Source organism: Herbiconiux flava (genome assembly GCF_013409865.1).
In the GTDB taxonomy this organism is placed as follows: Bacteria; Actinomycetota; Actinomycetes; order Actinomycetales; family Microbacteriaceae; genus Herbiconiux; species Herbiconiux flava.
Genome location: NZ_JACCBM010000001.1, coordinates 3,579,550 through 3,600,310 on the forward strand (window position 1 = coordinate 3,579,550; position 20,761 = coordinate 3,600,310).

The following is a 20,761-nucleotide window of genomic DNA, read 5'->3' on the forward strand; positions in this document are numbered from 1 at the left end:
CGAGCAACCTACGCCGAAGCGGGCAGCCCGCCACCCGCACCGAGGCGCCGGCCGAGCTCCCGCCCCAGCGCATCGCCCGAGGCCCACGCGGTCGACACCGAGGAGCGCTCGCCCCAGGCGTCTCCGCACACCCCGACCGCCCCGAACAGCCCGAACGGCTCGGCGTGCTGGCGCGAGGGGTTCGCGAACGTCCACCGGTGCACGACGGCCGACACCGGCGCGACCTCCAGCTCCAGCAGCGCGCGCACGGCCTCGACCACGGCGCCGGCGGCGGTCTCCGGATGCTCGAGATGCTCCCGCGCGAAGTCCCCCGTCGTGTGCGCCACGAGCACCGGCGCCCCGTCGCCCTGCCGGTCGCCGTCGTCGGCGACGAACGCCAGCACGGGCGACCCGTCGACGAACGCCCCGTGCAGCTCCGACGGCCAGCGCCGCTCGTCGTACGTCAGCACCACGGACAGCGTGGGCTCCCACGCGTCGGCACCCGAGAGCTCCTCGCGCGCGGGCGACCCCGGCGAGAGCATCCGCCCCGCCTGCGGATCGGGCACGGCGAGCACGACGGCCTCGAACTCAGACCCGTCGACCACCACCCCGCGGCCGGCCACCCCGGCCGCACCGGCCGCACCGACCGCGCCGGCCGCACCGACCGCGGCAGTCGCATCGGTCGCACCAGTCGAGTCAGCCGCCTCGGCCACCTCGACCGCACTCACCTCGTGCGTCAGCTCGATCGCGACACCGTCGGACTCGAGCGCGGCGGCCAGGTCGGCCGCGAGCGAGCGCAGCCCGGCGGTGGCCGCGTAGCGCATCGGCCCCGTCTTGAGCTCGCGGGACACCACGGCGCCCGAGTCGCCGACGGTGAGCGCCGAGAAGGTGTCGGTCCACTCGCGCACCAGTCCGCGCCGGCGCCACGAGGTCACGAGCGCCTCGAACGCCGAGTCCTCGGGCACGGTGAAGTACCGGGCGCCGATGTCGGCCGGCCGGCCCTCGACCCGCTTGGTGGCGAGGCGCCCCCCGGGCACGCGCCCGCGGTCGACGACCCTCACGGCGATGCCCGCGTCGTGCAGCGTCCGCGCACAGGCGAGCCCCGAGATGCCGGCCCCCACGACGAGCACCTCCCGCCCGGCGTCGGTCGAGGCGGACGCGGACTCGGGTGCGGAGCTCATCCCCCCATCCTGGCCCGGGGATGCCGGATGCGCGCCAGGGAGGGAGAGTGGAGCATGACCGAGAAGAACGAGACCGAACGCGACGACGCGAAGAAGGAGTTCGACGAGGCGGTCACGATGACCGCGGGCGAGCTCGAGGAATGGCTGGACACCGACGAGTCGAAGTCGGTGGGCCAGAAGGAAGGCGGCGGGAGCGGTGAATCGGTCGGCCACCACTCCGGCCGCCGCATCATCGAGATCCTGCACACGAAGAAGGCCGACCTCAGCGACGACGACGTCGCCCACATGAAGAAGGTCGTCGGCTACGTGCACCGCCACCTCGCCCAGCGCCCCGACGGCGACGTCACCGACACCCCGTGGCGCTGGTCGCTGATGAACTGGGGCCACGACCCGCTGAAGAAGGCGAAGAAGAAGTAGCAGGAGCACCACCTGCCCCGAACGCACGAACGCGCCGCCCCTCCGAGGAGGCAACGGCGCGTTCGGCGGGGGACGACTAGTTCTTGAAGGCGTCCTTGACGTTCTCGCCGGCCTGCTTGACGTCGGACTTGGTCTGGTCGGCCTTGCCCTCGGCGACGAGCTCGTCGTTGTTGGTGACCTTGCCGACGGCCTCCTTGGCCTTGCCGGCCAGGTCCTCGGCGGCGTTCTTGATCTTGTCTGCTGCGCTCATGATGGGTTCTCCTTCTGTTCGTGATGTGGGGCCCGGCGGATGCCGGGCCCGGTGGGGGTGTGGCTAGCGGCGGGTCAGCTTCCTGGCCGCGTGCTTCGCGGCTTCGGCCCTGGTTCCCGCGATGTAGGCGGTGATGCCCACGGCGACGACGATGACCCAGTGGATCGGCTTCGACATGTCTGTTCCTTCCTGCCCCGAGGGGCGCCTGCCGGTGACCGGTGGGGACGGCCTGCGGCTACTGCAGCCGCGTCGAGCCGCTGACCCGGGCCCGGAAGCCGCCGCTGATCTGCACGAGAGCGGGCAGCTCCCGGCCGAGCAGCTGGTCGAGGGCCCGCAGGCTCGATTCCACGATCGCGGAGGCGTCGGCCGGCGACACCCCGCGGCGGCAGGTCACGGAGACCTTCAGCGTGGGGGTGCGCTTGACCCGGTAGGTCGACACGTGGGAGGTGACGAACTCGGGACGGGCGGACAGGGCATCCTGGATCGCGTCTTCGGCGACCTTCGACGAGATCACGGTCTGCCCGTGCTCGCCCACGGTCTCGTCGACGACGGTGCCCGTGCGGCCGTGACCCTGCCGCAGTGCGAACACCACGAGCAGCACGACCGCGAGCACGATGACGACCAGCACGGCCGGCATGATCCAGCTGACGCCGGTGTCGCCGAGCGGGGTGGACTGCAGCCAGGTGCCGACCTGGTCGCGGATCGGGTCGGCCGAGGCCTTCCAGCCGTCCCGCACCGCGGGGAGCAGCACGGCGGTGGCCGCGGAGGCTCCGACGGCGACGAGCAGCAGCCCGACGACCAGCAGCAGCAGGCGGTTCAGGGCGCGGTTGGTGCTGTTCATGCTCCGACCTTTCCGTTCTCGCGCACTCGGACGCGGCTGGACACCGACCGGCGGAGGCCGTAGCCGGTCAGCTCGCGGTCGACGGCCGCCGAGACCGAGGACCGGTCGACCGGGATGCCCGAGGTGGGCACCAAGTCGACGACGGCGAGGCGCTTGGAGACCGAGACCGTCGTGTGGTCGGGGTCGACGTCGGCGGCGAGCGAGGCGTGGCGGGCGAGGGCCGAGGCCACCACCTCGCTGTCGACGATCGTGGCGGCGCGCTCGGTCTCGAGCACGTGCCGCGGCCGGCGACCGGGGGCGAGCGCCAGCACGATCAGCACGAGGCCGATCACGACGGCGACGACTCCGGCGGCGACGACGATCGCGGCGGGCGCCTCGGGCAGGCTCACCGCGGAGGCGAACATGTCGGCGGGCGCCACCAGCAGGGCCGGCAGCCCGAGCAGGGCGATCACGACCTCGGTGCCGACCCAGGCGAGGGCGACGACGATCAGCACGGCGACGACGATGGCCGCCGTCGACCGGGGCGAGTGCAGCTCGCGGCGGGTGATGCGGCGGCGCACGGACTCGGTGCTCATGCGACCCTCTCCTCGGTGCGGATGTCGATTCCTGTGACCTTGACGGTCACGCGGGCGATGGACGACCCGGTCAGCTGCTGGACGCGGGTGCGGATGGTCTCCTGCGCCGCGGCCACCCGGTCGAGGATCGGGCCCCCTGACCGGATGACCGACGACGGCTCGCGCTCGACCCTCGACAGCGCCACCACCCGGATCGGGGTGGACACGGTGAGGGCGAGAAGGCCCCGGCTGTCGGCCAGGTCGACGCCCACCTTGGACGCCGAGACCCCGAGGGCCTCGGCCGTCACCGCGGCGACGACCCGGTTCAGGGCCTTCGACGCGATGCGGTTGCGCCCGCGACGGACGGTGCCGGCCGTCGCGGGGAGGGACGCCGCCGATCCGGCCGGCGCGGCCGGACGCTCAGCGGTGATCGTCATGACGAGGTGCGCTTTCCGCGGAACGCGTCGACGACGCGCGAGACGTCGAGCTCACCCGAGACGACCCGGCCCACCGCCGCCCCGATCGCCATGGCGATCGCGACGAAGAAGAAGGCCCAGAAGCCGATGATGACCCACGTCAGGGCGAGCACCGCCCCGACGAGGATGCCGGTACGGGTCGCGGTCACAGGACTCGCGCCTCGGCTGCGTCGTCGTCGGCGTCGTCGGAGGGCAGGTGCACGTCGTTGACGGTCACGTTGACCTCGGTGACCTCGAGCCCGACGATCGACTCGACGGCCTGGATGATGTTCTGGCGCACGCCGTCGGCGACGTCCTGGAGGGGCGCGGGGTACTCGGCGACGATGGTCACGTCGACCGCGACCTGCGTCTCGCCGACCTCGACGGTGATGCCCTGACCGAGGTCGGTGTTCGAGATGGCGTCGCGGATCGCGCCGAAGGCGCGGGCGGCGCCGCCACCCAGGGCGTGCACGCCGCGGGACTCGCGAGCGGCGATCCCGGCGACCTTCGACACGACGTTGTCGTTGATGACGGTCTTGCCGAGACCGGTGTCGGTCGAGGTCGCGGCGGTGGCGGGGATTCCGGCCGGCGTGGTGGTGGTGGCCATGTTCTGCTCCTTGTCGTGGGGCCCGTGGGTCGGGCCTGTTCGCTTCATGACTAAGACGGGTCGAGTTCGCAGATCGTCACGCCGGTTCGCAGAAACTTTCCCGGCGCGCCGGCCGGAGGACCGAGCGTCTGCAGCCGGCGGGTACGACCGGCTGCACCGACAGCTTGGCACGAAAGAATTCAGTGCGCCTAGTAGTTAGACCATCTAGGCACTCTGGGCGGTGATCATTCGCATAGTGGCTCCGTCGTCGTCGAGCCCGAGCGTCACCGTCAGGGAGCCGAGTTCGCCGAGATGCGTCGCGTGGGTGCCGCCGCAGGCGATCGAGGCGTGGCCCTCGGGCAGCTCGCACTCCCAGAACCGGCGCGTGGAGAGCCGGCGGTCGTCGCGGCGGATGCGCACCGCGGCTTCACCCGTCACCCACTCGGCCAGCGTGCCGTTCACCGCCGCGGCGACGGCGTCGAGCTCGGTCACGAGGCGCGCCGAGTCGAACCCGCGCTTCCGGAGCGACTTGCCCAGCCGGTACTCATCGAGCGAGCCGTGCGGGCGGATGCGCGAGGACGCGATCGCCGTCTGGTCGAAGTCGGGGCTGCCGAGCGCGTCGGCCGCGATCTCCTTGCTCCAGAACCCGGTGAGCGCCCGGTTCAGTGCCAGCGAGGCGAGGTGGCAGGAGGTGTGGCCGAGCGAGAGGGCGCGGCGGTGCTCCTCGTCGACCTCGGCCGTCACGGTGTCGCCCTCGGCGATCGGGGCGTCGGCGTCGACGATGTGGGCGACCACGAAGGCCCAGCCCTCGGTGCCGAGCCGCACGGGCAGCTTCTCCCCCAGGTGCAGCTCGACTCCGTCGCTCGCGGCGATGCGGCAGTCGAGCACCGGCGCGGGCCCCGCCTCCGTGACGAGCACGCCGAGGTCGGGGCCCTGGTCGGGCCAGGTGGGATCGAGCGGATGGAACGGGGTCGCGTCCAGCAGCACGGCGGCACGGCCATCCGGGAGCGGTTCACGGTGCAGCACCGTGCTCGTGCCGCGGGTCTCGCCGTCTGGGTAGCCGATCAGGGTGTCGAGGGTGGGAAGAGCCATACCGGAATGGTAGGCGCGGCAGCCCGGGCTCAGCGGTACCGGTAGAACCCCTCGCCCGACTCGACGCCGAGCTTGCCCTGGTCGAGGTAGTGCTCCTTGAGGTACGCGGCCCAGGCCTGGGATCCCTCGTCGGGCCGCGCCGAGGCGATCGCGTACGCGGTGCGGAGGCCGACCACGTCGAAGATCTGGAACGGCCCGAGCGGCGCCCCGGTGCCGATGCGCCAGGTGGCGTCGACGGTCTCGGGCTCGGCCACGCCCTTCAGCACGAGCTCGGCGCCGGCGTTCAGCAGCGGCACGAGCAGCGAGTTGAGCACGTAGCCCGGCTGCTCCTTGTGCAGCTGGATCGGCACCATTCCGATCTCGACCGCGAAGGCCACGACCCGCTGGTAGACGGCCGGGTCGGTCTCTGGCGTGCCCATGATCTCGGCGGTGTTCTGGCGCCAGATGTGGTTGGCGAAGTGCAGGGCGAGGAAGCGGTCGGGCCGGCCGGTCGCGTCGGCGATCGCGCTCGGCAGCAGCGTCGAGGAGTTCGTCGCGAACACCGTCGACTCGGGCGCGGCCGCGGCGATCTGCGCGTACACCGAGCGCTTCAGCTCGACGTTCTCGGGCACGGCCTCGATGACCAGCCCGGCGTGCGAGACGGCCTCGGCGAGGTCGGTCGAGAAGCGGATGCGCGTCAGCGCCTCCTCGGCCGCCGCCCGCTTCTCGCGCCCGCTGTCGGCCACGTACTGGTCGACGATGGCGTCGAGGCGGTGCCGCGCCGCCGCGATCGCGTCGTCGCCGACGTCGTAGCTGACGACGGGGATGCCATGGTTGGCGGTCTGGAACGCGATCTGCGCGCCCAGCACGCCGGCACCGAGGACGGTGACCGATTCGAAGACGGGCATGGTGCGGCCTTTCTGTCTGGATGCGGTCACCGTAGCGTGATGGTGGCGCGATCGGGGGAATCCCCGGGGCGTTGACATGCGGCGTCCGAGGTGGGCGCGTGCCGTCCCGGAGGAGGTCGTCGTGCACACCGTGGACGTGGTGGTGGTCGGCGCGGGGCTCGCGGGCGTCGGGATGGCCGCGAGGCTGCGGCGCGCGCATCCGGAGCTCGATCTCGTCGTGCTGGAGGGGCGCTCGGCCATCGGCGGCACGTGGGACCTGTTCCGGTATCCGGGTGTGCGCTCGGACTCGGACATGCACACGCTCGGCTACCCGTTCCGGCCGTGGACGGACGAGCGGTCGATCGCGCCGGCGGGCGTGATCCGCGACTACGTGCGGGAGACCGCCGAGGAGGAGGGGGTGCTGCCGCTCATCCGATTCGGGCAGCGCGTGACGGCGGCCTCCTGGAGCAGCGCGACCGGACGGTGGCGGGTCGAGGTCGACGGCGGTGAGCCGCTGGAGTGCCGGTTCCTCGTGCTGTGCACCGGGTACTACCGGTACGAGGCCGGGTACACGCCCGACATCCCGGGGCTCGACGACTTCGCGGGCCGTCTGGTGCATCCGCAGCACTGGCCCGAGGGCCTCGATGTCTCAGGCCGGCGGGTCGTCGTGGTCGGCAGCGGGGCCACCGCGGTCACCCTGGTGCCGGCGCTAGCCGCAGCGGGTGCCCGGGTGACGATGCTGCAGCGCTCGCCGAGCTACGTGGGCGCGGTGCCCTCGCGCGACGCCTTCGCGAGACGGGTGGGGCGGATGCTCCCGCCGGCCGTCGCGCACCGGATCGTGCGGGCGAAGAACGTGGCCGTCTCGACCGCGATCTACCGCTTCGCGCGGCTGCGGCCGGCCGCCATGCGGTCGATCCTGCTCCGCCGGGCCGCCGCCGCGCTGCCCGCTGGCTTCGACCTCGCGCACTTCAGCCCGCGCTACGACCCGTGGGACGAGCGGCTCTGCGCGGTGCCCGACGGCGACCTCTTCGCCGCGCTCTCGGGCGGGCGGGCCGAGGTGGTCACCGACCGCATCGCGAAGGTGGTGCCCGAAGGTGTCGAGCTGGCCTCGGGGCGGATGCTCGGGGCCGAGCTGCTGGTGACCGCGACGGGGCTCGTGCTGCAGCCGCTCGGTGGCATCCGTCTCACCGTCGACGGCGCCCCCGTGGACGTCTCGACGAGGTATGCCTATCGCGGCATGATGCTGTCGGGCGTGCCGAACCTGGCCTTCACCATCGGCTACGTCAACGCCTCCTGGACCCTGAAGACCGACCTCGTGGCCCGCTACGTCACGCGCCTGCTCACCCGCCTCGCCCGCACCGGCGCCGCCTCCGTCACCCCGCAACCGCCGGCCGACGGGGAGACGGTGAGCGAGGCCGAGCCCATGCTCGGCCTCGCCTCCGGCTACTTCCGCCGCGGCACCCATCTCCTCCCACGCCGAGGACGTCGCGGCCCCTGGCGCGTGCGCCAGGACTACCTCCGCGACGTCCTCTCCCTGGCCCACGGCTCCCTCCGCCGCGGCCTCCGCTACCGCTGAGTTCTGTTTGACGAAACAATTCTGTCTTACTAAACTCCCGTCATGGAGTTCCAGTTCACCCGTTCATCCCGCAAGCACCGCATCGGGCGCGGGTCGGCGAAGGCCGCGCTGGTGGCGGCCGGCGCCCCGGAACTCCTGGACGACGGCAAACTGAAATGGGTCGGCACTGACGAGCGCGACCGAGAACTCGAGATAGTCAGAGTCCCGATCGAGGCTGAGAATCTCGTCCTCATAATCCATGTGATGCCCACCACGTTCCAGACAGGAGTGACCGATGACTGACCCGAAGAACTTCGTCGTGACCGAATCGACAGAGTTCCATGACGAGGAGGCCGACCTCGAGGCGCACGACTACCGGGGCCCCGACGGTGAGCGCCTGACCGAGGACGCCACCGAGCGCTACACCGCTCAGCGCCGAGGCGCCGGGCGCCCATCGCTTGGTGACAGCGGAGGAACGTCCCCCAGCGTGGCGTTCCGGCTCACCGCCGAACTGCGAGCCGAGGCTGAGGAGGTCGCCCGACGCGAAGGCCGCCGGGTCTCGGCGATCGCCCGTCAGGCCCTGGAGGAGTACATCGCCAACCACCGGGCCAGCTGACGCCGGAAGGCCCGGTGCCGAACGAGCACCGGGCCATCGCCGCTAGCGGCGGGTGGGGGCCGTGGGCTCCTCGAGGGGGCCGACGATGGCCGCGATCGACGCCGTCGAGGGGCGCTCGTCGCGAGCGGCACCGGCCGGGGCGTGTTCGCGGGCGACCTCCGCCTGCTCGTCGGCGCCGAGGTGGTCGTCGGCGCTCATGGTCGTCTCGTCGAACGGCCGCTCTCCGGCCAGCACGGCGGTGAGCTGCTCGCGGTCGAGCTCCTTCGTCCAGGTGCCGACGAGCAGGGTGGCGACGGCGTTGCCGGTGAAGTTCGTCAGCGCGCGGGCCTCCGACATGAAGCGGTCGATGCCCACGATCACGCCGACGCCGTCGACGAGGTCGGGCCGGTGCGCCTGCAGTCCACCGGCGAGGGTCGCGAGGCCCGCTCCGGTGACGCCCGCGGCGCCCTTGGAGGCCAGCATCATGAACAGCAGCAGCGAGATCTGCTCGCCGAGCGCCAGCGGCGTGCCCATCGCGCTGGCGATGAACAGCGACGCCATCGTCAGGTAGATCGCTGTGCCGTCGAGGTTGAACGAGTAGCCGGTCGGCACCGTGATGCCGGCGACGGGCTTCGAGACGCCCACGTGCTCCATCTTGGCGATCAGGCGGGGCAGCACGACCTCGCTCGACGAGGTCGAGACGATCAGCAGGTACTCCCGGCCGAGGTACTTCATCAGCTTGAAGATGTTCACCCGGGCGACCGCCCAGAGCAGCGAGCCGAGCACGACCACGATGAACAGCGCGCAGGTGATGTAGAACGCGATCATCAGCGTGCCGAGGCTGATGATGGCCTGGAACCCGGTGGCCCCCACGACCGCCGCGATGGCGCCGAACGCCCCGACCGGTGCGACCCACATGATCATCCCGAGGATGCGGAACACCAGCGCCTGCAGCTGCCGGATCGCCCCCAGGATCGGCGCGCCCTTCGCCCCCATCTTCTGCAGCGCGAACCCGACGAGCAGCGCCACGAACAGCACCTGCAGGATGTTGCCCGCCGTCAGCGACGACAGCAGCGAGGTCGGGATGATCCCCAGCACGAACGCGGTCGGGTCGCTCGACTCGGCCGAGGCGGGCGCCTCGTACTCCGTCGCGCCGATCATCAGGCCCTCACCCGGGTGGATGATGTTGCCCACCAGGAGGCCGATGCCGAGCGCGAAGGTCGACATCACGATGAAGTAGCCGAGCGCGAGCCCGCCGACCTTGCCCACCGTGGCGGCCTTGGCGATCGAGCCGACGCCGAGCACGATCGTGCAGAAGATGATCGGCGCGATCATCATCTTGATCAGCCCCACGAAGGCCTCGCCGATCGGCTTCAGGCCGACCGCGAACTCGGGGGCGAGCAGGCCGAGCGTGGCGCCGGCGATCACGGCGACGATCACGGCGATGTACAGGTAGTGCGACGAGTCGATGCGCCGCCGCTTGGTGCGCGGGGCGGTGCCGGTGTGGAGCGCCATTGCTTCCTCTTCCTCGAGATCCGTCCGGGTCACGTCGGGTGCCCGGTCGACCCAGGATGCGCGCGAGGCCGCCCCCGCCTGGCATTGTGTTCATACTGGTCACGAGAGGCGAGGGCGACATGATCCGACGATGGAGCATCGCGGCGAAGCTGTTCGCCCTGCAGCTCGTCGTCATCCTCGCGCTCACCGCCGCCGCCGTGCTGCTCAGCTGGGCGGATGCGCGGGCCGACGTGGAGCGCGACGCCGCCGCCCGCTCGCTCGCCGTCGCCGAGACCCTGGCACAGGACCCGTTCGTGCAGGACGGGGTGCAGAGCGCAGACCCCACCGCGGCCCTGCAGCCCTACGCCGTCGACGTGATGCGGGCGGCCGGCATCGACTTCGTGACCATCATGGGGCCCGACCGCATCCGCTTCACCCATCGCGACCCCGCCGAGATCGGCAAGCCGTTCCTCGGGAACATCGACCGAGCACTCGCCGGTGAGGCGTTCACGGAGACCTACACCGGCACCCTCGGCCCCTCCGTGCGGGCGGTCGTGCCCATCGAGGACGACACCGGCGAGGTCGTCGCGCTCGTCTCAGCCGGCATCACGGTCTCGGCCACCCAGGTCGTGCTGGGCACCCGCATCGCGACCGTTCTGCTGGCCGCCGCGGCGGCGCTCGTGATCGGCGCCTTGGCCTCCTGGGCGCTCAGCCGCTACCTCCGCCGCGTCACCTGGGGCCGTGGCGCCGAGGAGATGAGTCGCATGTTCGCCTACTACGAGGGCGTGCTGCACTCCATCGGCGAAGGCCTGGTGCTGCAGAACACGAACCGCGACGTGGTGCTCTACAACGACCGCGCGGCCGAGCTGCTCGGCCTGCCGACGCTCCCCCGCCGCCAGGCTCCGGATGCGCGGCCGCAGCCACTCGCCCGCCTCACCCTGCCCGAGCCGATGCGGGCGGTGCTGGCGGCCGACGACGTGGCGGTCGACGAGATCGTGATCACGCCGACGCACGTGCTCGTGGTCGACCGCGACCGCATCGTGTCGGGGCCGGACGGCGGAGCATCCGCCCGCTTCATCGGCACCGTCACGACCCTGCGCGACCACACCCGCCTGCAGGAGCTCACCGGAGAGCTGGCGACCATGACGACCCTCTCCGACGCGCTGCGCTCGCAGGCGCACGAGTTCGCGAACCGACTGCACACGATCATCGCGCTGATCGAGCTCGACCGACCCGCCGAGGCCGCCGAGCTCGCGACGAGCGAGCTGGCGATCAGCCAGCAGCTCGCCGACCGGCTGCTGACCGCCGTCGAGGAGCCGGTGCTGCTCGCCCTGCTGCTCGGCAAGTCGGCGCAGGCCGCCGAGCGGGGCATCGGCTTCGAGGTCGGCATCCCGTCCCGCATCGGCGGCGGATCGTTGCCCCCGCAGGAGCTGATCACCGTCGTCGGGAACCTGATCGACAACGCCTTCGACGCCGTCGCCGGCACACCTGATCCCGTGGTCTCGGTCGACATCGACGGCGACGACCCCGGGCTGCTCCTGATCGAGGTCTCCGACAGCGGTGCCGGCCCCGATCCGGCGGCGGCCGAGGGCCTGTTCGAGTTCGGCGCCACCACGAAGACGGCGACGGATGCCCGCCCCACCGGCCGCGGCATCGGACTCGCCCTGGTGCGGCAGTCGGTCGCGCGCCTCGGCGGCCGCATCACGGTGGACGGCTCGCGCTTCACGGTGGAGCTGCCGCGGTGAGCGCGATCCGGGTGCTGGTCGTCGAGGACGAGCCGCTCACCGCCGAGGCGCACGCCGCCTACGTCGGGCGCCTCGAGGGCTTCGAGCTGGCCGGGGTGGCGCACACGGGCTCGGCGGCGATCCGGGCGCTGCGGGCGGCAGCGGGTGCAGCGCAGCCGGGGGCCGCGCCTTCGGACGACGCGCAGCCGGGCATCGACCTGATCCTGCTCGACGTGAACCTGCCCGACACGACCGGCATCGAGCTCTGCCGGCACCTGCGCGCCTCGGGCATCGAGACCGACGTCATCGCGGTGACCGCGGTGCGCGACGCGGCCGTGGTGCGCTCGGCCGTGTCGCTCGGCATCGTGCAGTACCTGATCAAGCCCTTCACCTTCGCGTCGTTCGCCGAGAAGCTCGGCGCCTACCGCGACTACCACTCGCGGCTCGCCGACTCGGTGGTCACCGACCAGTCCGAGATCGACTCGTCGTTCGCGGCGCTCCGGAGCTCCTCCGGCGGCGACCTCCCGAAGGGCCTCACCGCTGCGACCCTCGGGCAGGTGCGCGAGGTGCTGCGGGGCGCGGCCCCGGCGGGCCTGTCGGCCACCGAGCTCGGAGCGCGGCTGTCGCTCTCCCGCGTCACGGCCCGGCGCTACCTCGAGCACCTCACCGACACGGGCGCCGCCGTGCGCGGCCAGCGCTACGGCGCCCCCGGCCGCCCCGAGGTGGAGTACCGCGCCGCCGGCCGCTGACGCGCCCGGCCGGAGTAGGGTCGCGAGCATGAGCGACGAGAAGCGTGACTGGGTGGCCGAACACGAGCACGAGCATCCGGAAGCCGCCGGCGAGGAGCAGGCCGCCGAGGCCTCGCCCGCGCAGGGCGAGCTGGCCGCCGAGCTGCGGAGCATCCGCGCCGTCGGCGAGGACCGGCGGTGACCGGGGAGGCCACCGCTCCCCCGCTGCTCGCGCTCGGCGACGAGCACTTCGTCTCGCTGACGACCTTCCGGAAGAGCGGCGAGCCCGTGTCGACGCCGGTCTGGATCGTGCGCGACGGCGACACCCTGCTGGTCACGACGCCCGACGACACGGGCAAGGTGAAGCGCCTGCGCAACGACCCGCGCGTGGAGCTCCGGCCCTGCAGCCGCATGGGCGCCGTGAAGGAGGGCGAGCCGGCGCGGCTCGGGCTCGCCGAGATCGAGCGCGACGAGCCCTCGGTGAAGCGCGGAGGCGGGCTGTTCCAGCGGAAGCACCCGCTGGAGTACCGGGTGTTCATGCTCGTCGAGCGCATCGCGGCGAAGCGGCAGAAGCCGCGCGTGATGCTGCGCATCCGCCCGGCCTGACCGGGCCGATCGGGCCCGCAGGGATCAGCTCACCGGGTCGCTGCTCACCGGGTCCGTCGGGTTCGCCTTGCCCACCAGCAGCGGGTCGCTCGGCGTGAACGGGAAGTCGGGCAGCTCGTCGACCGGCACCCCGAAGGTCGCCGCGAGCACCGGCCGCGAGAAGGCCGAGGCCGAGGCGCGGTAGCCGATGTCGCCCGGCGTCGGTTGGTCGAAGAAGATCAGGAAGTGGATCTCGTCGTCGCCGATCACCTCGATCTGGTGCGGGTAGGCGCGCGGGATGAAGTACACGTCGCCCGGGCCGAGCAGGTAGGTGTCGACGGAACCGTCGGGGTCGAGGATCGACATCCGCGCCCGTCCCTCGTGCACGTAGCCCATCTCGGCGGTCCGCGGGTGCCAGTGCGGCTCGCGCATTCCGTCGTCCTGGATCGTGAGCGAGTACATCGACAGGTTCTCCAGAGCCGGCCAGAACTGGGTGCGCGCGGTCTTCACCCAGGCGAAGGGCGGGTCGAGCGGCGGGTTCTGGGCGCCGAGGTCGTACTTGTGCGGATTGCCGAAGCCCGCGGTGTCGGGCACGACGGCCGGGCCCTCGCGCTTCACGAGGTCGGCGGAGCCGGTGTCGCGCACCAGGGGGCGGAAGGCCGAGGCCGGGAGGTCGTAGGTGTTGCCGAGCACCGCATCCGTCATCGTGCCGAAGGCCGCGTGCAGCGAGAAGTCCTCGGGGCGCTCGTGCGAGAACGCGACCACCACCTCGCCGGTGTCGTCGCCGATGTTCTCGATGTGGTGCAGCGCGCCGGAGGGGATGGTGAACATCTGGCCCGCGGTGATGGTGAACGACGAGAACACGCTGCCGTTCTCGAGCAGCGACACCAGCAGGGTGCCCGAGAGGCAGTAGCCGAGCTCGTCGGCGTTGGCGTGCCAGTGCGGCTCTCGGATGCTGCCGGGCTCGAGCAGGAGCCGCTTGATCGACAGGCGCGTAAGGATCGGGAAGGTGTCGGCCGTCAACCGGGTGATCGACCCGAGCTCGCTGTCGTGCTGAGGCTCGGCTCCGGTGAGGGAGCGCACGTGGCGGGAGGCGGGGGTGGTGGACATCGTCGGCTCGCTTTCGTTCGGCGTGCGGCCGACGCTACGGCACGGGCATCCGCTCGTCACTGGACGATCGTCGGGCCTCGTCGCTCGGAGCGTTCACCGCAGCCGGGCACCCACCCGCCTGACGAGCGACCCGGTGGCGTCATTCCTCCCCGGGCACCGGCGGCCCCGTGCGCCAGCGCAGCACGGCGGCAACCCCGGAGGGCAGCGAGCCCGAGACGTCGTCCTGGGCATCCGGGGCCTCGCGGCTGTCGGTGAACAGCACCGTCGCGTCGGTGAGCACCGCCGCGCGGCTGAGCGCGACCGGCGCGGGCACCCGGTCGAGCACCTCGGCGCCGAGGGCGTCCTCGGGGGCGGCGGCCACCCACGGCTCGGTGGCCAGGGCGAGCAGCTCGTGCTCGCGCAGGCGCTCGGCGTCGATCAGGAGGGTTTCGACCTGCGCCGAGGCGAGGGCGTGCACGACCCCGCCGAGTGTGCTCTCCACGCGGTTGTCGCCGCGGCCCTCGTGCAGGGCGAGCAGGTCGAGCACCGCCTTCTTGTCGTCGGCCAGGATGCGCGCGATCTCGTTGTCGAGATGCTCGTCGAGCGCCTCGCTGCTCGCCCCGTCGGCGTGGGTGTCGACGGGCACGACCGTGAGGATGGCCCGCGACTCGGCCGAGAGCTCGCCCTCGAGCAGCTGACGGGCCCGGATGTCGCCCGCGATCGTGAGCAGCCGCGGCCGGTGCTCGTGCACGACGCGGTCGATCGTGGTCGCGAGCTCGGCCTGGGTGCGCCGCCAGATCTCCTCGGTGTGGTTCTGCAGGCGGTGGTGCCGCCAGCCCCCGCCGCGGCGGATCTTGTGCAGCGTGTCGGTGCGCCCCTGGTGCTCCTCGTCGACGACGGGCTCCGTCTCGTCGAGGCGATACAAGCGGATCTCGCCGCCGTCCCGCGCCGTCTCGACCACCACGTGCGCGAAGTCGCCCGGCCGGTGCTCGAGCAGCGGCACCAGGTCGGGTACCGGCCGGTAGGCCACGAATTCGGGCTCGGTGGCGCGGCCGGGCAGCAGCGCCTGCACCACCACCTCGCCGTCGTGCACGAGCACGAAGAGGCACCGCTCGCCACCGGCCGGGTCGGCGGTGGCCATGGCCTCGGCGACCGCGTCGACGTCGGCTTGCGGCGCACCGGCCGCCGCGAGCCGGTCGGTCGCGCTGATCCGCCGCTCCTCGTTCACGCTCGGCGGGTCGGCGGTGTCGACCGAGATGTCGAGGTAGACCTGCGACCAGGGGCCGGATGCCCGGTACACCGATGCGGGCAGGGCCGCCGACTCGAGGGTCATGCGTCGGCCTGCCGACTGCCCGAGGCCTCGCGGAACACCCTCACCAGCTCGCGGGTGAAGTCCTCCATGTCGTCGGGGGTGCGCGAGGTGACGAGCGTCCAGCCGCCCGCGTCGTCGACGTGCACCGACTCGTCGACCCAGTCGGCGCCGGCGTTGATGATGTCGGTCTGCAGCGACGGGTAGCTGGTGAGGGTCTTCTCGGCCAGCTGGCCGGTCTCCACGAGCGCCCACGGGCCGTGGCAGATGGCCGCGATCGGCTTGCCGGCGTCGATGAACGCGGCCACCAGGTCGATGCCGTCCTCCTGCAGCCGCAGGTTGTCGGCGTTGATGGTTCCACCGGGGATGATCAGCGCGTCGAAGTCATCGGCCGAGACCTCCCCCATCAGGGCGTCGGGCGTGAAGGTGCGACCCGGATCCTTGTCGCCGACGAGCGACTGCACCGGGGAGTCCTCCACCGCGACGATGACCGGGTCACCCCCGGCGTCCTCCACGGCCTGCCGGGGGTCCGCGAGTTCGGCCTCCTCCACGCCGTAGTTCGTGACGAGCAGTGCGATCCTCTTACCGTCCAATGCGGGCATGATGCGTCCTTTCTCTGCTGAACCGGTATTCACCACCGAGGGAACTCCTCGCACCGATGGCCGCCAGGGGGTTGACGGGGGCGCCGGCGACCGTCGTGGGAGTGTCGCGGGCTCCGGTGTCGGCGGCTCGGGCTAGTGTCGCCAGCACCATGAGCAGCACCGGATTCGCGACCATCGACTTCGAGACCACCGGGCTGTTCGCGGCGGGAGACGACCGCGCGGTCGAGATCGCAGTCGTGCACTCCGATCCCGACGGCACGGTCACGGGCCGGTGGGACACCCTGATCGACCCGGGGCGTGGGCCCGGCCCGACGCGCATCCACCGCATCACGGCCGAGCACCTCTCGGGCGCCCCGACCTTCGGCGACATCGCGCCCGAGCTGCTCGGGCTGCTGTCGGGGCGGGTGCTCGTGGCGCACAACGTCTCGTTCGACCAGCGGTTCCTGCTGGCCGAGCTGGGGCGCATCGGGTACCGGCTCGAGAATCCACTGGTGTCGCTATGCACGATGCAGCTGGCCCGCCACTACCTGCCGGGCCTCCGGCGCGGGCTGTCGAGCTGCTGCGAGGTGCTCGGCATCGACCTCGAGGGGGCGCACCGCGCATCCGTCGACGCGCTCGCCACCGCGAAGCTGCTCGCCGCGTACATGGCGCACACCGACGACCGCTCGGGCTGGCACGCCCTGGCCGCGAGCGCTGCCGCGCGGCCGCTGCCGGCGCTGGCGTCGCGCGGGGTGGCGTGGTACCCGCGGGAGCGGGCGGGCGAGCCGCTGGCGCTGCGCTTCGGCTGAGCCCGGCCCACGGCCGGTCGCTCGCTCTGGCGTGGCGGCCGGGCGAGCCTGACCCTCGGTGGAGCCTGGCCCACGGCCGGTGGTGCCGCAACCCCCTGACGGCGGGCGCGGAGGCGTGCCTAGCGTGAGGGCATGAGCGATTCGAGCACGGCCGCAGACCCGGGTTCGGCCGACCAGGGGTTCGCGCCCCGCCGCGCCATCGTCACCGGCTCCGACTCCGGCATCGGGCGGGCCACCGCCGTCGCGCTGGCGGCGGCCGGGATGGACGTCGGCATCACCTGGTACACCGACCACGAGGGCGCCGAGGTGACCGCCGAGGAGGTGCGCGCGTCGGGCGTGAACGCGGCAGTGGCGCAGTTCGACGCGAGCGCGCTGGAGAGCGCTGGCGACGTGATCGACTCCCTCGCCGACGAGCTCGGCGGCCTCGACGTGTTCGTGCACAACTCGGGCACGGGCGCCTCGACCCCGCTGGTCGACCTCTCGCTCGAGGAGTGGCGGCACGTCGTGGCGACCGACCTCGACGGGGCGTTCGTCGGCATTCAACGGGCGGCCAGGCGGATGATCGCCGGCGGCTCGGGTGGCCGGATCATCGCCGTGTCGAGCGTGCACGAGCACCAGCCGCGGGTCGGCTCCAGCGCCTACGACGCCGCCAAGGACGGCCTCGGCGGCCTCGTGAAGACGGCCGCGCTCGAGCTCGCGCGGTACGGCATCACCGCAAACACCGTGGCGCCGGGCGAGATCGCCACACCGATGACGGGTCAGACCGACGAGGACCCGCACGGCACCGCGCGCCCGGGCATCCCCCTCGGCCGTCCCGGCGACGCCCGTGAGATCGCCTCCGTGATCGCGTTCCTCGCCTCGCCCGGGTCGAGCTACGTCACGAGCACCTCGATCGTCGTCGACGGCGGGATGCTCCAAATGGGCCCCCAGGCCGGCTCGCACCTCGAGAGCGACGCCTAGCGCTCGGTCTGACGCCCGCCACCCGACCTCATCCCCAACCACCCGAACACCGAAGGAAGGACACGCCATGACCGACAGCGGACCGCAGGACAACCCGCAGAACCACGACCTGATCGAGGGCGACGCGGGCGTCGACAAGCCCTCGCAGGCCGAGGGCAGCGAGGAGCAGGCCGACCAGGCGCAGCCGGCGCCCGGCCAGGGCGGCGACAGCCAGGGCGGCGGGGCCGGCACCCTCGGCGGCCACGACTGAGCAGCAGCCCAGCAGGCGCACGGTGGCGGTGGGCCGCCGGGAGTCGTAGGGTCGGCGGCATGTCAACGATGCCTCCGCCCGACGTTCCGCCCGACGCTCCCACCGCCCCGCCCGGCGCTCCGGGCGAGCCGCCCCAGGCCCCGCCCGAGCCGCCGCAGTTCTAGCGGTACGGCGGAGCCCCCGCGCACGACGAAGGGCGCCGAGCTTCACGCTCGGCGCCCTTTCGCGCGCGGTCGGGAGCCGCGCCTAGTGCATCGGCGCCGCGGCCGGCGCGTCCTCGGGCATCCGCTCGCCCGCGTCGACCGTCTCTGCCGGACGCCGCACGAACAGCGCCGCCACCACGCCGAGCACCGAGATGATCGCGCCGCAGAGGAACGCGGCCTGGATGCCGGAGGCCGTCGCCGCGACCTGCGTGGCGCCGGCGGTGAGGCGCTGGGCCGTGACACTGGCCATGAGCGCCACGAACAGCGCCGTGCCGGCCGCACCGGCCAGCTGCTGCACGGTGCCGATGATGGCCGATCCGTGCGAGTACAGCCGCGGCGTCAGCGAGCCGAGGCCGGCGGTGAACAGCGGCGTGAACATGAACGCGAGCCCGGCGCTGAGGGCGATGTGCGCGCCGAGCACGAACCAGACCGAGGTGTTCTGGTCGACCATCGTGAGCCCCCAGAGCACCAGGCTCACCGTGATCGCACCCGGGATGACGAGCGGACGCGGCCCGACCCGGTCGTAGAGGCGGCCGACGAACGGCGCGAGCACGCCCATCACGAGCCCACCCGGCAGCAGCAGCAGGCCGGTCGCGAGCGGGTCGAGCCCGAACACGCCCTGCAAGAGGAACGGCAGCACGATGATGGTGCCGAACAGCGCCATCATGCTCACGGCCATCAGCAGGATCGACACCGTGAAGGTGCGCGAGCGGAAGGTGCGCAGGTCGAGCAGCGCCCGGTCGCGGCGCTGCAGCGCGAGCTGGCGCAGAACGAAGGCCCCGAGCGCCGCGATGCCGACGATGAGCGGCAGCCAGCTCGACAGGAAGGTCGCGCCGGCCCCGCCGAGGGTGCTCAGGCCGTAGACCAGGCCGCCGAATCCGAAGGCCGAGAGGATGACCGACCCGACGTCGATCGGGACCCGACGCGGCTCGGTCACGTTCACGACCCGCAGCGCGCCGAGCAGGAGCGCACCGAGGGCGATCGGCAGAACGAGGATGAACATCCACCGCCAGGACAGGGTGCTGAGGATGATGCCCGAGATGGTCGGGCCGATCGCGGGGGCGACCGAGATGACGATGGAGATGTTGCCCATCGTGCGCCCCCGCACCGCCGGCGGCACGAGGGTCATCACGGTGGTCATCAGCAGCGGCATCATGATCGCCGTGCCGCTGGCCTGCACCACGCGGCCGGCGAGCAGCACCTCGAAGCCGGGCGCCATGGCGGCGATCAGCGTGCCGAGGGAGAACAGCGACATGGCGGCGATGAAGATCGGGCGCGTGTTGAACCGCTGCAGCAGGAAGCCGGTGATCGGGATGACCACCGCCATCGTGAGCATGAACGCGGTCGAGAGCCACTGCGCGGCCACCTCGGTGATGCCGAGGTCGACGACGAGATGCGGGATGGCCACGCCCATGATCGTCTCGTTCAGGATGACGACGAAGGCCGAGACGAGCAGGAGGTTGATGACGAGGCGGTCGCGGGGAGCGACCCGCGTCTCGGAGGGGGCGGTTGCGGTCATGGGGATCCCGTCTGGGTGCGGAAGGCGGAAGAACGTGCGGAAAGCGGAAGAGCGTGCGGAAGGCGGAAGGGCGCGTGGGAGGCAACGTCGGGCCCCGATCGTTCTATTCCCTCTGCCCGACACGGCCGCGATAAGTGAACAGTGTACACATTCCGGCCCACCGCCGCGATGTTCCGACGGACGTCCAATGCCCCGACGCCCGATCGGGGCTACCGTCAGCCAACCGACCGGAAGGACGCCCCATGAGCACCCTCACCACCGCGGAACGCGACGAGATCTCCCGAGCGAACGACTCGGGCCTGCAGCCCGTCGTCTTCGTGCACGGTCTGTGGCTGCTCTCCAGCAGCTGGGACCGCTGGCGCAGCCTCTTCGAGGACCAGGGGTTCACGACCATCGCGCCCGGCTGGCCCGACGACCCGGGCAGCGTCGAGGAGGCCCGACGGAACCCCGAGGTGTTCGCGCACAAGATGGTGAAGCAGGTGACCGACCACTACCTGGAGGCGATCGACGGGCTCACCATCGCCCCCGCGGTCGTCGGCCACTCCTTCGGGGGCCTGATCGCGCAGAAGATCGCCGGCACGGGGGCGTCGACGGCCACCGTCGCCATCGATCCCGCACCCTTCCAGGGGGTGCTTCCGCTGCCCCTGTCGTCGCTGAAGTCGGCCTCGGCCGTGCTCGGCAACCCGCTCAACTTCGGCCGAGCGGTCGCGCTCACCCTGGAGGAGTTCCGCTTCGGCTGGGCCAACGCGCTCGACGAGGACGAGGCCGAGGAACTCTGGACGACCTACCACGTCGCCGCCTCGGGCGTGCCGCTCTTCCAGGCGGCTACGGCGAACTTCAACCCCCTCACCGAGACCAAGGTCGACACGAAGAATCCGGCCCGCGGCCCGCTGCTGATCGTCTCGGGCGAGAAGGACAACACGGTGCCCCGCGCCATCACCGATGCCGTGTACCGGCTGCAGCAGAAGAACCCCGGGCTGACGGAGTTCATCGAGATCCCGAACCGCGGCCACTCGCTCACGATCGACTCCGGTTGGCGTACGGTCGCCGACGAGGTGCTGGCCTTTCTCGAGCGGCAGACCGCGATCGGGTGAGGCGTGTGGGAGACTTCCGGTACTGCACCGGTGACCGAAGGCCTC

Annotated in this window: 26 protein-coding genes; 12 read left to right on the forward strand and 14 right to left on the reverse strand. The window is 72.1% G+C overall.

From position 1 onward, the window contains the following. Positions 1 to 8: 8 nt before the first annotated feature. Complete coding sequence (locus BJ984_RS17105) at positions 9 to 1,160, reverse strand: NAD(P)/FAD-dependent oxidoreductase (protein ID WP_179549032.1); 1,152 nt, start codon at positions 1,158 to 1,160, stop codon at positions 9 to 11. Positions 1,161 to 1,214: 54 nt separating this feature from the next. On the opposite strand from BJ984_RS17105, the gene BJ984_RS17110 reads away from it, so the two are divergent. After that, positions 1,215 to 1,577, forward strand: a complete 363-nt coding sequence (locus BJ984_RS17110; RefSeq protein WP_179549033.1) for a DUF3140 domain-containing protein — start codon at positions 1,215 to 1,217, stop codon at positions 1,575 to 1,577. A 76-nt stretch (positions 1,578 to 1,653) separates the two neighbouring features. Here the strand turns inward: BJ984_RS17110 and BJ984_RS17115 are convergent, their stop codons facing one another. From BJ984_RS17115 to BJ984_RS17150, 8 genes are all read right to left on the reverse strand, one after another. Further along, the gene (locus tag BJ984_RS17115; protein WP_173184127.1) at positions 1,654 to 1,827 is read right to left on the reverse strand and encodes a CsbD family protein; all 174 of its coding nucleotides are present in this window, start codon (positions 1,825 to 1,827) and stop codon (positions 1,654 to 1,656) included. Positions 1,828 to 2,062: 235 nt separating this feature from the next. Beyond that, positions 2,063 to 2,668, reverse strand: a complete 606-nt coding sequence (locus tag BJ984_RS17120; RefSeq protein WP_179549034.1) for a hypothetical protein — start codon at positions 2,666 to 2,668, stop codon at positions 2,063 to 2,065. Continuing rightward, positions 2,665 to 3,243 carry a DUF6286 domain-containing protein gene (locus BJ984_RS17125; RefSeq protein ID WP_179549035.1) on the reverse strand — a complete coding sequence of 193 codons (579 nt, stop codon included), beginning with the start codon at positions 3,241 to 3,243 and terminating at the stop codon, positions 2,665 to 2,667. Before BJ984_RS17125 ends, BJ984_RS17120 begins: the two co-directional genes overlap by 4 nt. Beyond that, a complete protein-coding gene (locus BJ984_RS17130; protein WP_179549036.1) occupies positions 3,240 to 3,659 on the reverse strand; it encodes a hypothetical protein in 420 nt (139 codons plus the stop codon). The genes BJ984_RS17125 and BJ984_RS17130 overlap by 4 nt, the downstream gene beginning before the upstream one ends. Beyond that, positions 3,656 to 3,847, reverse strand: coding sequence for a DUF2273 domain-containing protein (locus BJ984_RS17135; RefSeq protein WP_179549037.1), 192 nt, complete (start codon positions 3,845 to 3,847; stop codon positions 3,656 to 3,658). Before BJ984_RS17135 ends, BJ984_RS17130 begins: the two co-directional genes overlap by 4 nt. After that, on the reverse strand, positions 3,844 to 4,284 hold the full coding sequence (locus BJ984_RS17140) for an Asp23/Gls24 family envelope stress response protein (protein ID WP_179549038.1): 441 nt from the start codon (positions 4,282 to 4,284) through the stop codon (positions 3,844 to 3,846). The genes BJ984_RS17135 and BJ984_RS17140 overlap by 4 nt, the downstream gene beginning before the upstream one ends. A gap of 204 nt (positions 4,285 to 4,488) precedes the next feature. Further along, the gene (locus BJ984_RS17145) at positions 4,489 to 5,355 is read right to left on the reverse strand and encodes an alanyl-tRNA editing protein (RefSeq protein ID WP_179549039.1); all 867 of its coding nucleotides are present in this window, start codon (positions 5,353 to 5,355) and stop codon (positions 4,489 to 4,491) included. 29 nt (positions 5,356 to 5,384) lie between these two features. Next, entirely contained in the window at positions 5,385 to 6,242 is an 858-nt protein-coding gene (locus BJ984_RS17150; RefSeq protein ID WP_179549040.1) for a 3-hydroxyacyl-CoA dehydrogenase, read from the reverse strand. A gap of 121 nt (positions 6,243 to 6,363) precedes the next feature. On the opposite strand from BJ984_RS17150, the gene BJ984_RS17155 reads away from it, so the two are divergent. The 3 genes from BJ984_RS17155 to BJ984_RS17165 are packed head-to-tail and all read left to right on the forward strand — an operon-like array spanning position 6,364 to position 8,392. Next, complete coding sequence (locus BJ984_RS17155) at positions 6,364 to 7,797, forward strand: flavin-containing monooxygenase (protein ID WP_271206510.1); 1,434 nt, start codon at positions 6,364 to 6,366, stop codon at positions 7,795 to 7,797. Between the two features lie 42 nt (positions 7,798 to 7,839). Beyond that, complete coding sequence (locus BJ984_RS17160; protein ID WP_179549042.1) at positions 7,840 to 8,079, forward strand: hypothetical protein; 240 nt, start codon at positions 7,840 to 7,842, stop codon at positions 8,077 to 8,079. Next, positions 8,072 to 8,392: a hypothetical protein gene (locus BJ984_RS17165; RefSeq protein WP_179549043.1), complete on the forward strand. Its 321-nt coding sequence runs from the start codon at positions 8,072 to 8,074 to the stop codon at positions 8,390 to 8,392. The genes BJ984_RS17160 and BJ984_RS17165 overlap by 8 nt, the downstream gene beginning before the upstream one ends. 42 nt (positions 8,393 to 8,434) lie before the next feature. Here BJ984_RS17165 and BJ984_RS17170 read toward each other — a convergent pair whose 3' ends face one another. Continuing rightward, complete coding sequence (locus BJ984_RS17170; protein WP_179549044.1) at positions 8,435 to 9,886, reverse strand: cation:dicarboxylate symporter family transporter; 1,452 nt, start codon at positions 9,884 to 9,886, stop codon at positions 8,435 to 8,437. Positions 9,887 to 10,005: 119 nt separating this feature from the next. Between BJ984_RS17170 and BJ984_RS17175 the strand changes: the two genes are divergently transcribed. From BJ984_RS17175 to BJ984_RS17190, 4 genes are read left to right on the forward strand one after another with little or no spacing between them, the layout of a single operon-like run. Beyond that, a complete protein-coding gene (locus BJ984_RS17175; RefSeq protein ID WP_218870112.1) occupies positions 10,006 to 11,610 on the forward strand; it encodes a sensor histidine kinase in 1,605 nt (534 codons plus the stop codon). After that, positions 11,607 to 12,338, forward strand: coding sequence for a response regulator (locus BJ984_RS17180; RefSeq protein ID WP_179549045.1), 732 nt, complete (start codon positions 11,607 to 11,609; stop codon positions 12,336 to 12,338). Before BJ984_RS17175 ends, BJ984_RS17180 begins: the two co-directional genes overlap by 4 nt. 28 nt (positions 12,339 to 12,366) lie before the next feature. Then, positions 12,367 to 12,519, forward strand: coding sequence for a hypothetical protein (locus BJ984_RS17185; protein ID WP_173184113.1), 153 nt, complete (start codon positions 12,367 to 12,369; stop codon positions 12,517 to 12,519). Beyond that, on the forward strand, positions 12,516 to 12,923 hold the full coding sequence (locus BJ984_RS17190; RefSeq protein ID WP_218870114.1) for a PPOX class F420-dependent oxidoreductase: 408 nt from the start codon (positions 12,516 to 12,518) through the stop codon (positions 12,921 to 12,923). The genes BJ984_RS17185 and BJ984_RS17190 overlap by 4 nt, the downstream gene beginning before the upstream one ends. Before the next feature lie 24 nt (positions 12,924 to 12,947). Here the strand turns inward: BJ984_RS17190 and BJ984_RS17195 are convergent, their stop codons facing one another. The 3 genes from BJ984_RS17195 to BJ984_RS17205 form a co-directional block, all read right to left on the reverse strand. Beyond that, entirely contained in the window at positions 12,948 to 14,012 is a 1,065-nt protein-coding gene (locus tag BJ984_RS17195) for a cupin domain-containing protein (protein WP_179549046.1), read from the reverse strand. A gap of 139 nt (positions 14,013 to 14,151) precedes the next feature. Then, the gene (locus BJ984_RS17200) at positions 14,152 to 15,324 is read right to left on the reverse strand and encodes a baeRF2 domain-containing protein (protein WP_179549047.1); all 1,173 of its coding nucleotides are present in this window, start codon (positions 15,322 to 15,324) and stop codon (positions 14,152 to 14,154) included. Continuing rightward, the gene (locus BJ984_RS17205; RefSeq protein ID WP_179549048.1) at positions 15,321 to 15,902 is read right to left on the reverse strand and encodes a DJ-1/PfpI family protein; all 582 of its coding nucleotides are present in this window, start codon (positions 15,900 to 15,902) and stop codon (positions 15,321 to 15,323) included. The genes BJ984_RS17200 and BJ984_RS17205 overlap by 4 nt, the downstream gene beginning before the upstream one ends. Before the next feature lie 149 nt (positions 15,903 to 16,051). Between BJ984_RS17205 and BJ984_RS17210 the strand changes: the two genes are divergently transcribed. From BJ984_RS17210 to BJ984_RS17220, 3 genes are all read left to right on the forward strand, one after another. Beyond that, positions 16,052 to 16,690: a 3'-5' exonuclease gene (locus BJ984_RS17210; protein WP_179549049.1), complete on the forward strand. Its 639-nt coding sequence runs from the start codon at positions 16,052 to 16,054 to the stop codon at positions 16,688 to 16,690. Between the two features lie 132 nt (positions 16,691 to 16,822). Then, entirely contained in the window at positions 16,823 to 17,650 is an 828-nt protein-coding gene (locus BJ984_RS17215) for an SDR family oxidoreductase (protein ID WP_179549050.1), read from the forward strand. A 67-nt stretch (positions 17,651 to 17,717) separates the two neighbouring features. Next, positions 17,718 to 17,900, forward strand: coding sequence for a hypothetical protein (locus BJ984_RS17220; protein ID WP_179549051.1), 183 nt, complete (start codon positions 17,718 to 17,720; stop codon positions 17,898 to 17,900). Between the two features lie 246 nt (positions 17,901 to 18,146). Here the strand turns inward: BJ984_RS17220 and BJ984_RS17225 are convergent, their stop codons facing one another. Beyond that, positions 18,147 to 19,622, reverse strand: a complete 1,476-nt coding sequence (locus BJ984_RS17225; protein WP_179549052.1) for an MDR family MFS transporter — start codon at positions 19,620 to 19,622, stop codon at positions 18,147 to 18,149. A 242-nt stretch (positions 19,623 to 19,864) separates the two neighbouring features. On the opposite strand from BJ984_RS17225, the gene BJ984_RS17230 reads away from it, so the two are divergent. Next, entirely contained in the window at positions 19,865 to 20,716 is an 852-nt protein-coding gene (locus BJ984_RS17230) for an alpha/beta hydrolase (protein WP_179549053.1), read from the forward strand. The last annotated feature ends 45 nt before the right edge of the window (positions 20,717 to 20,761 follow it).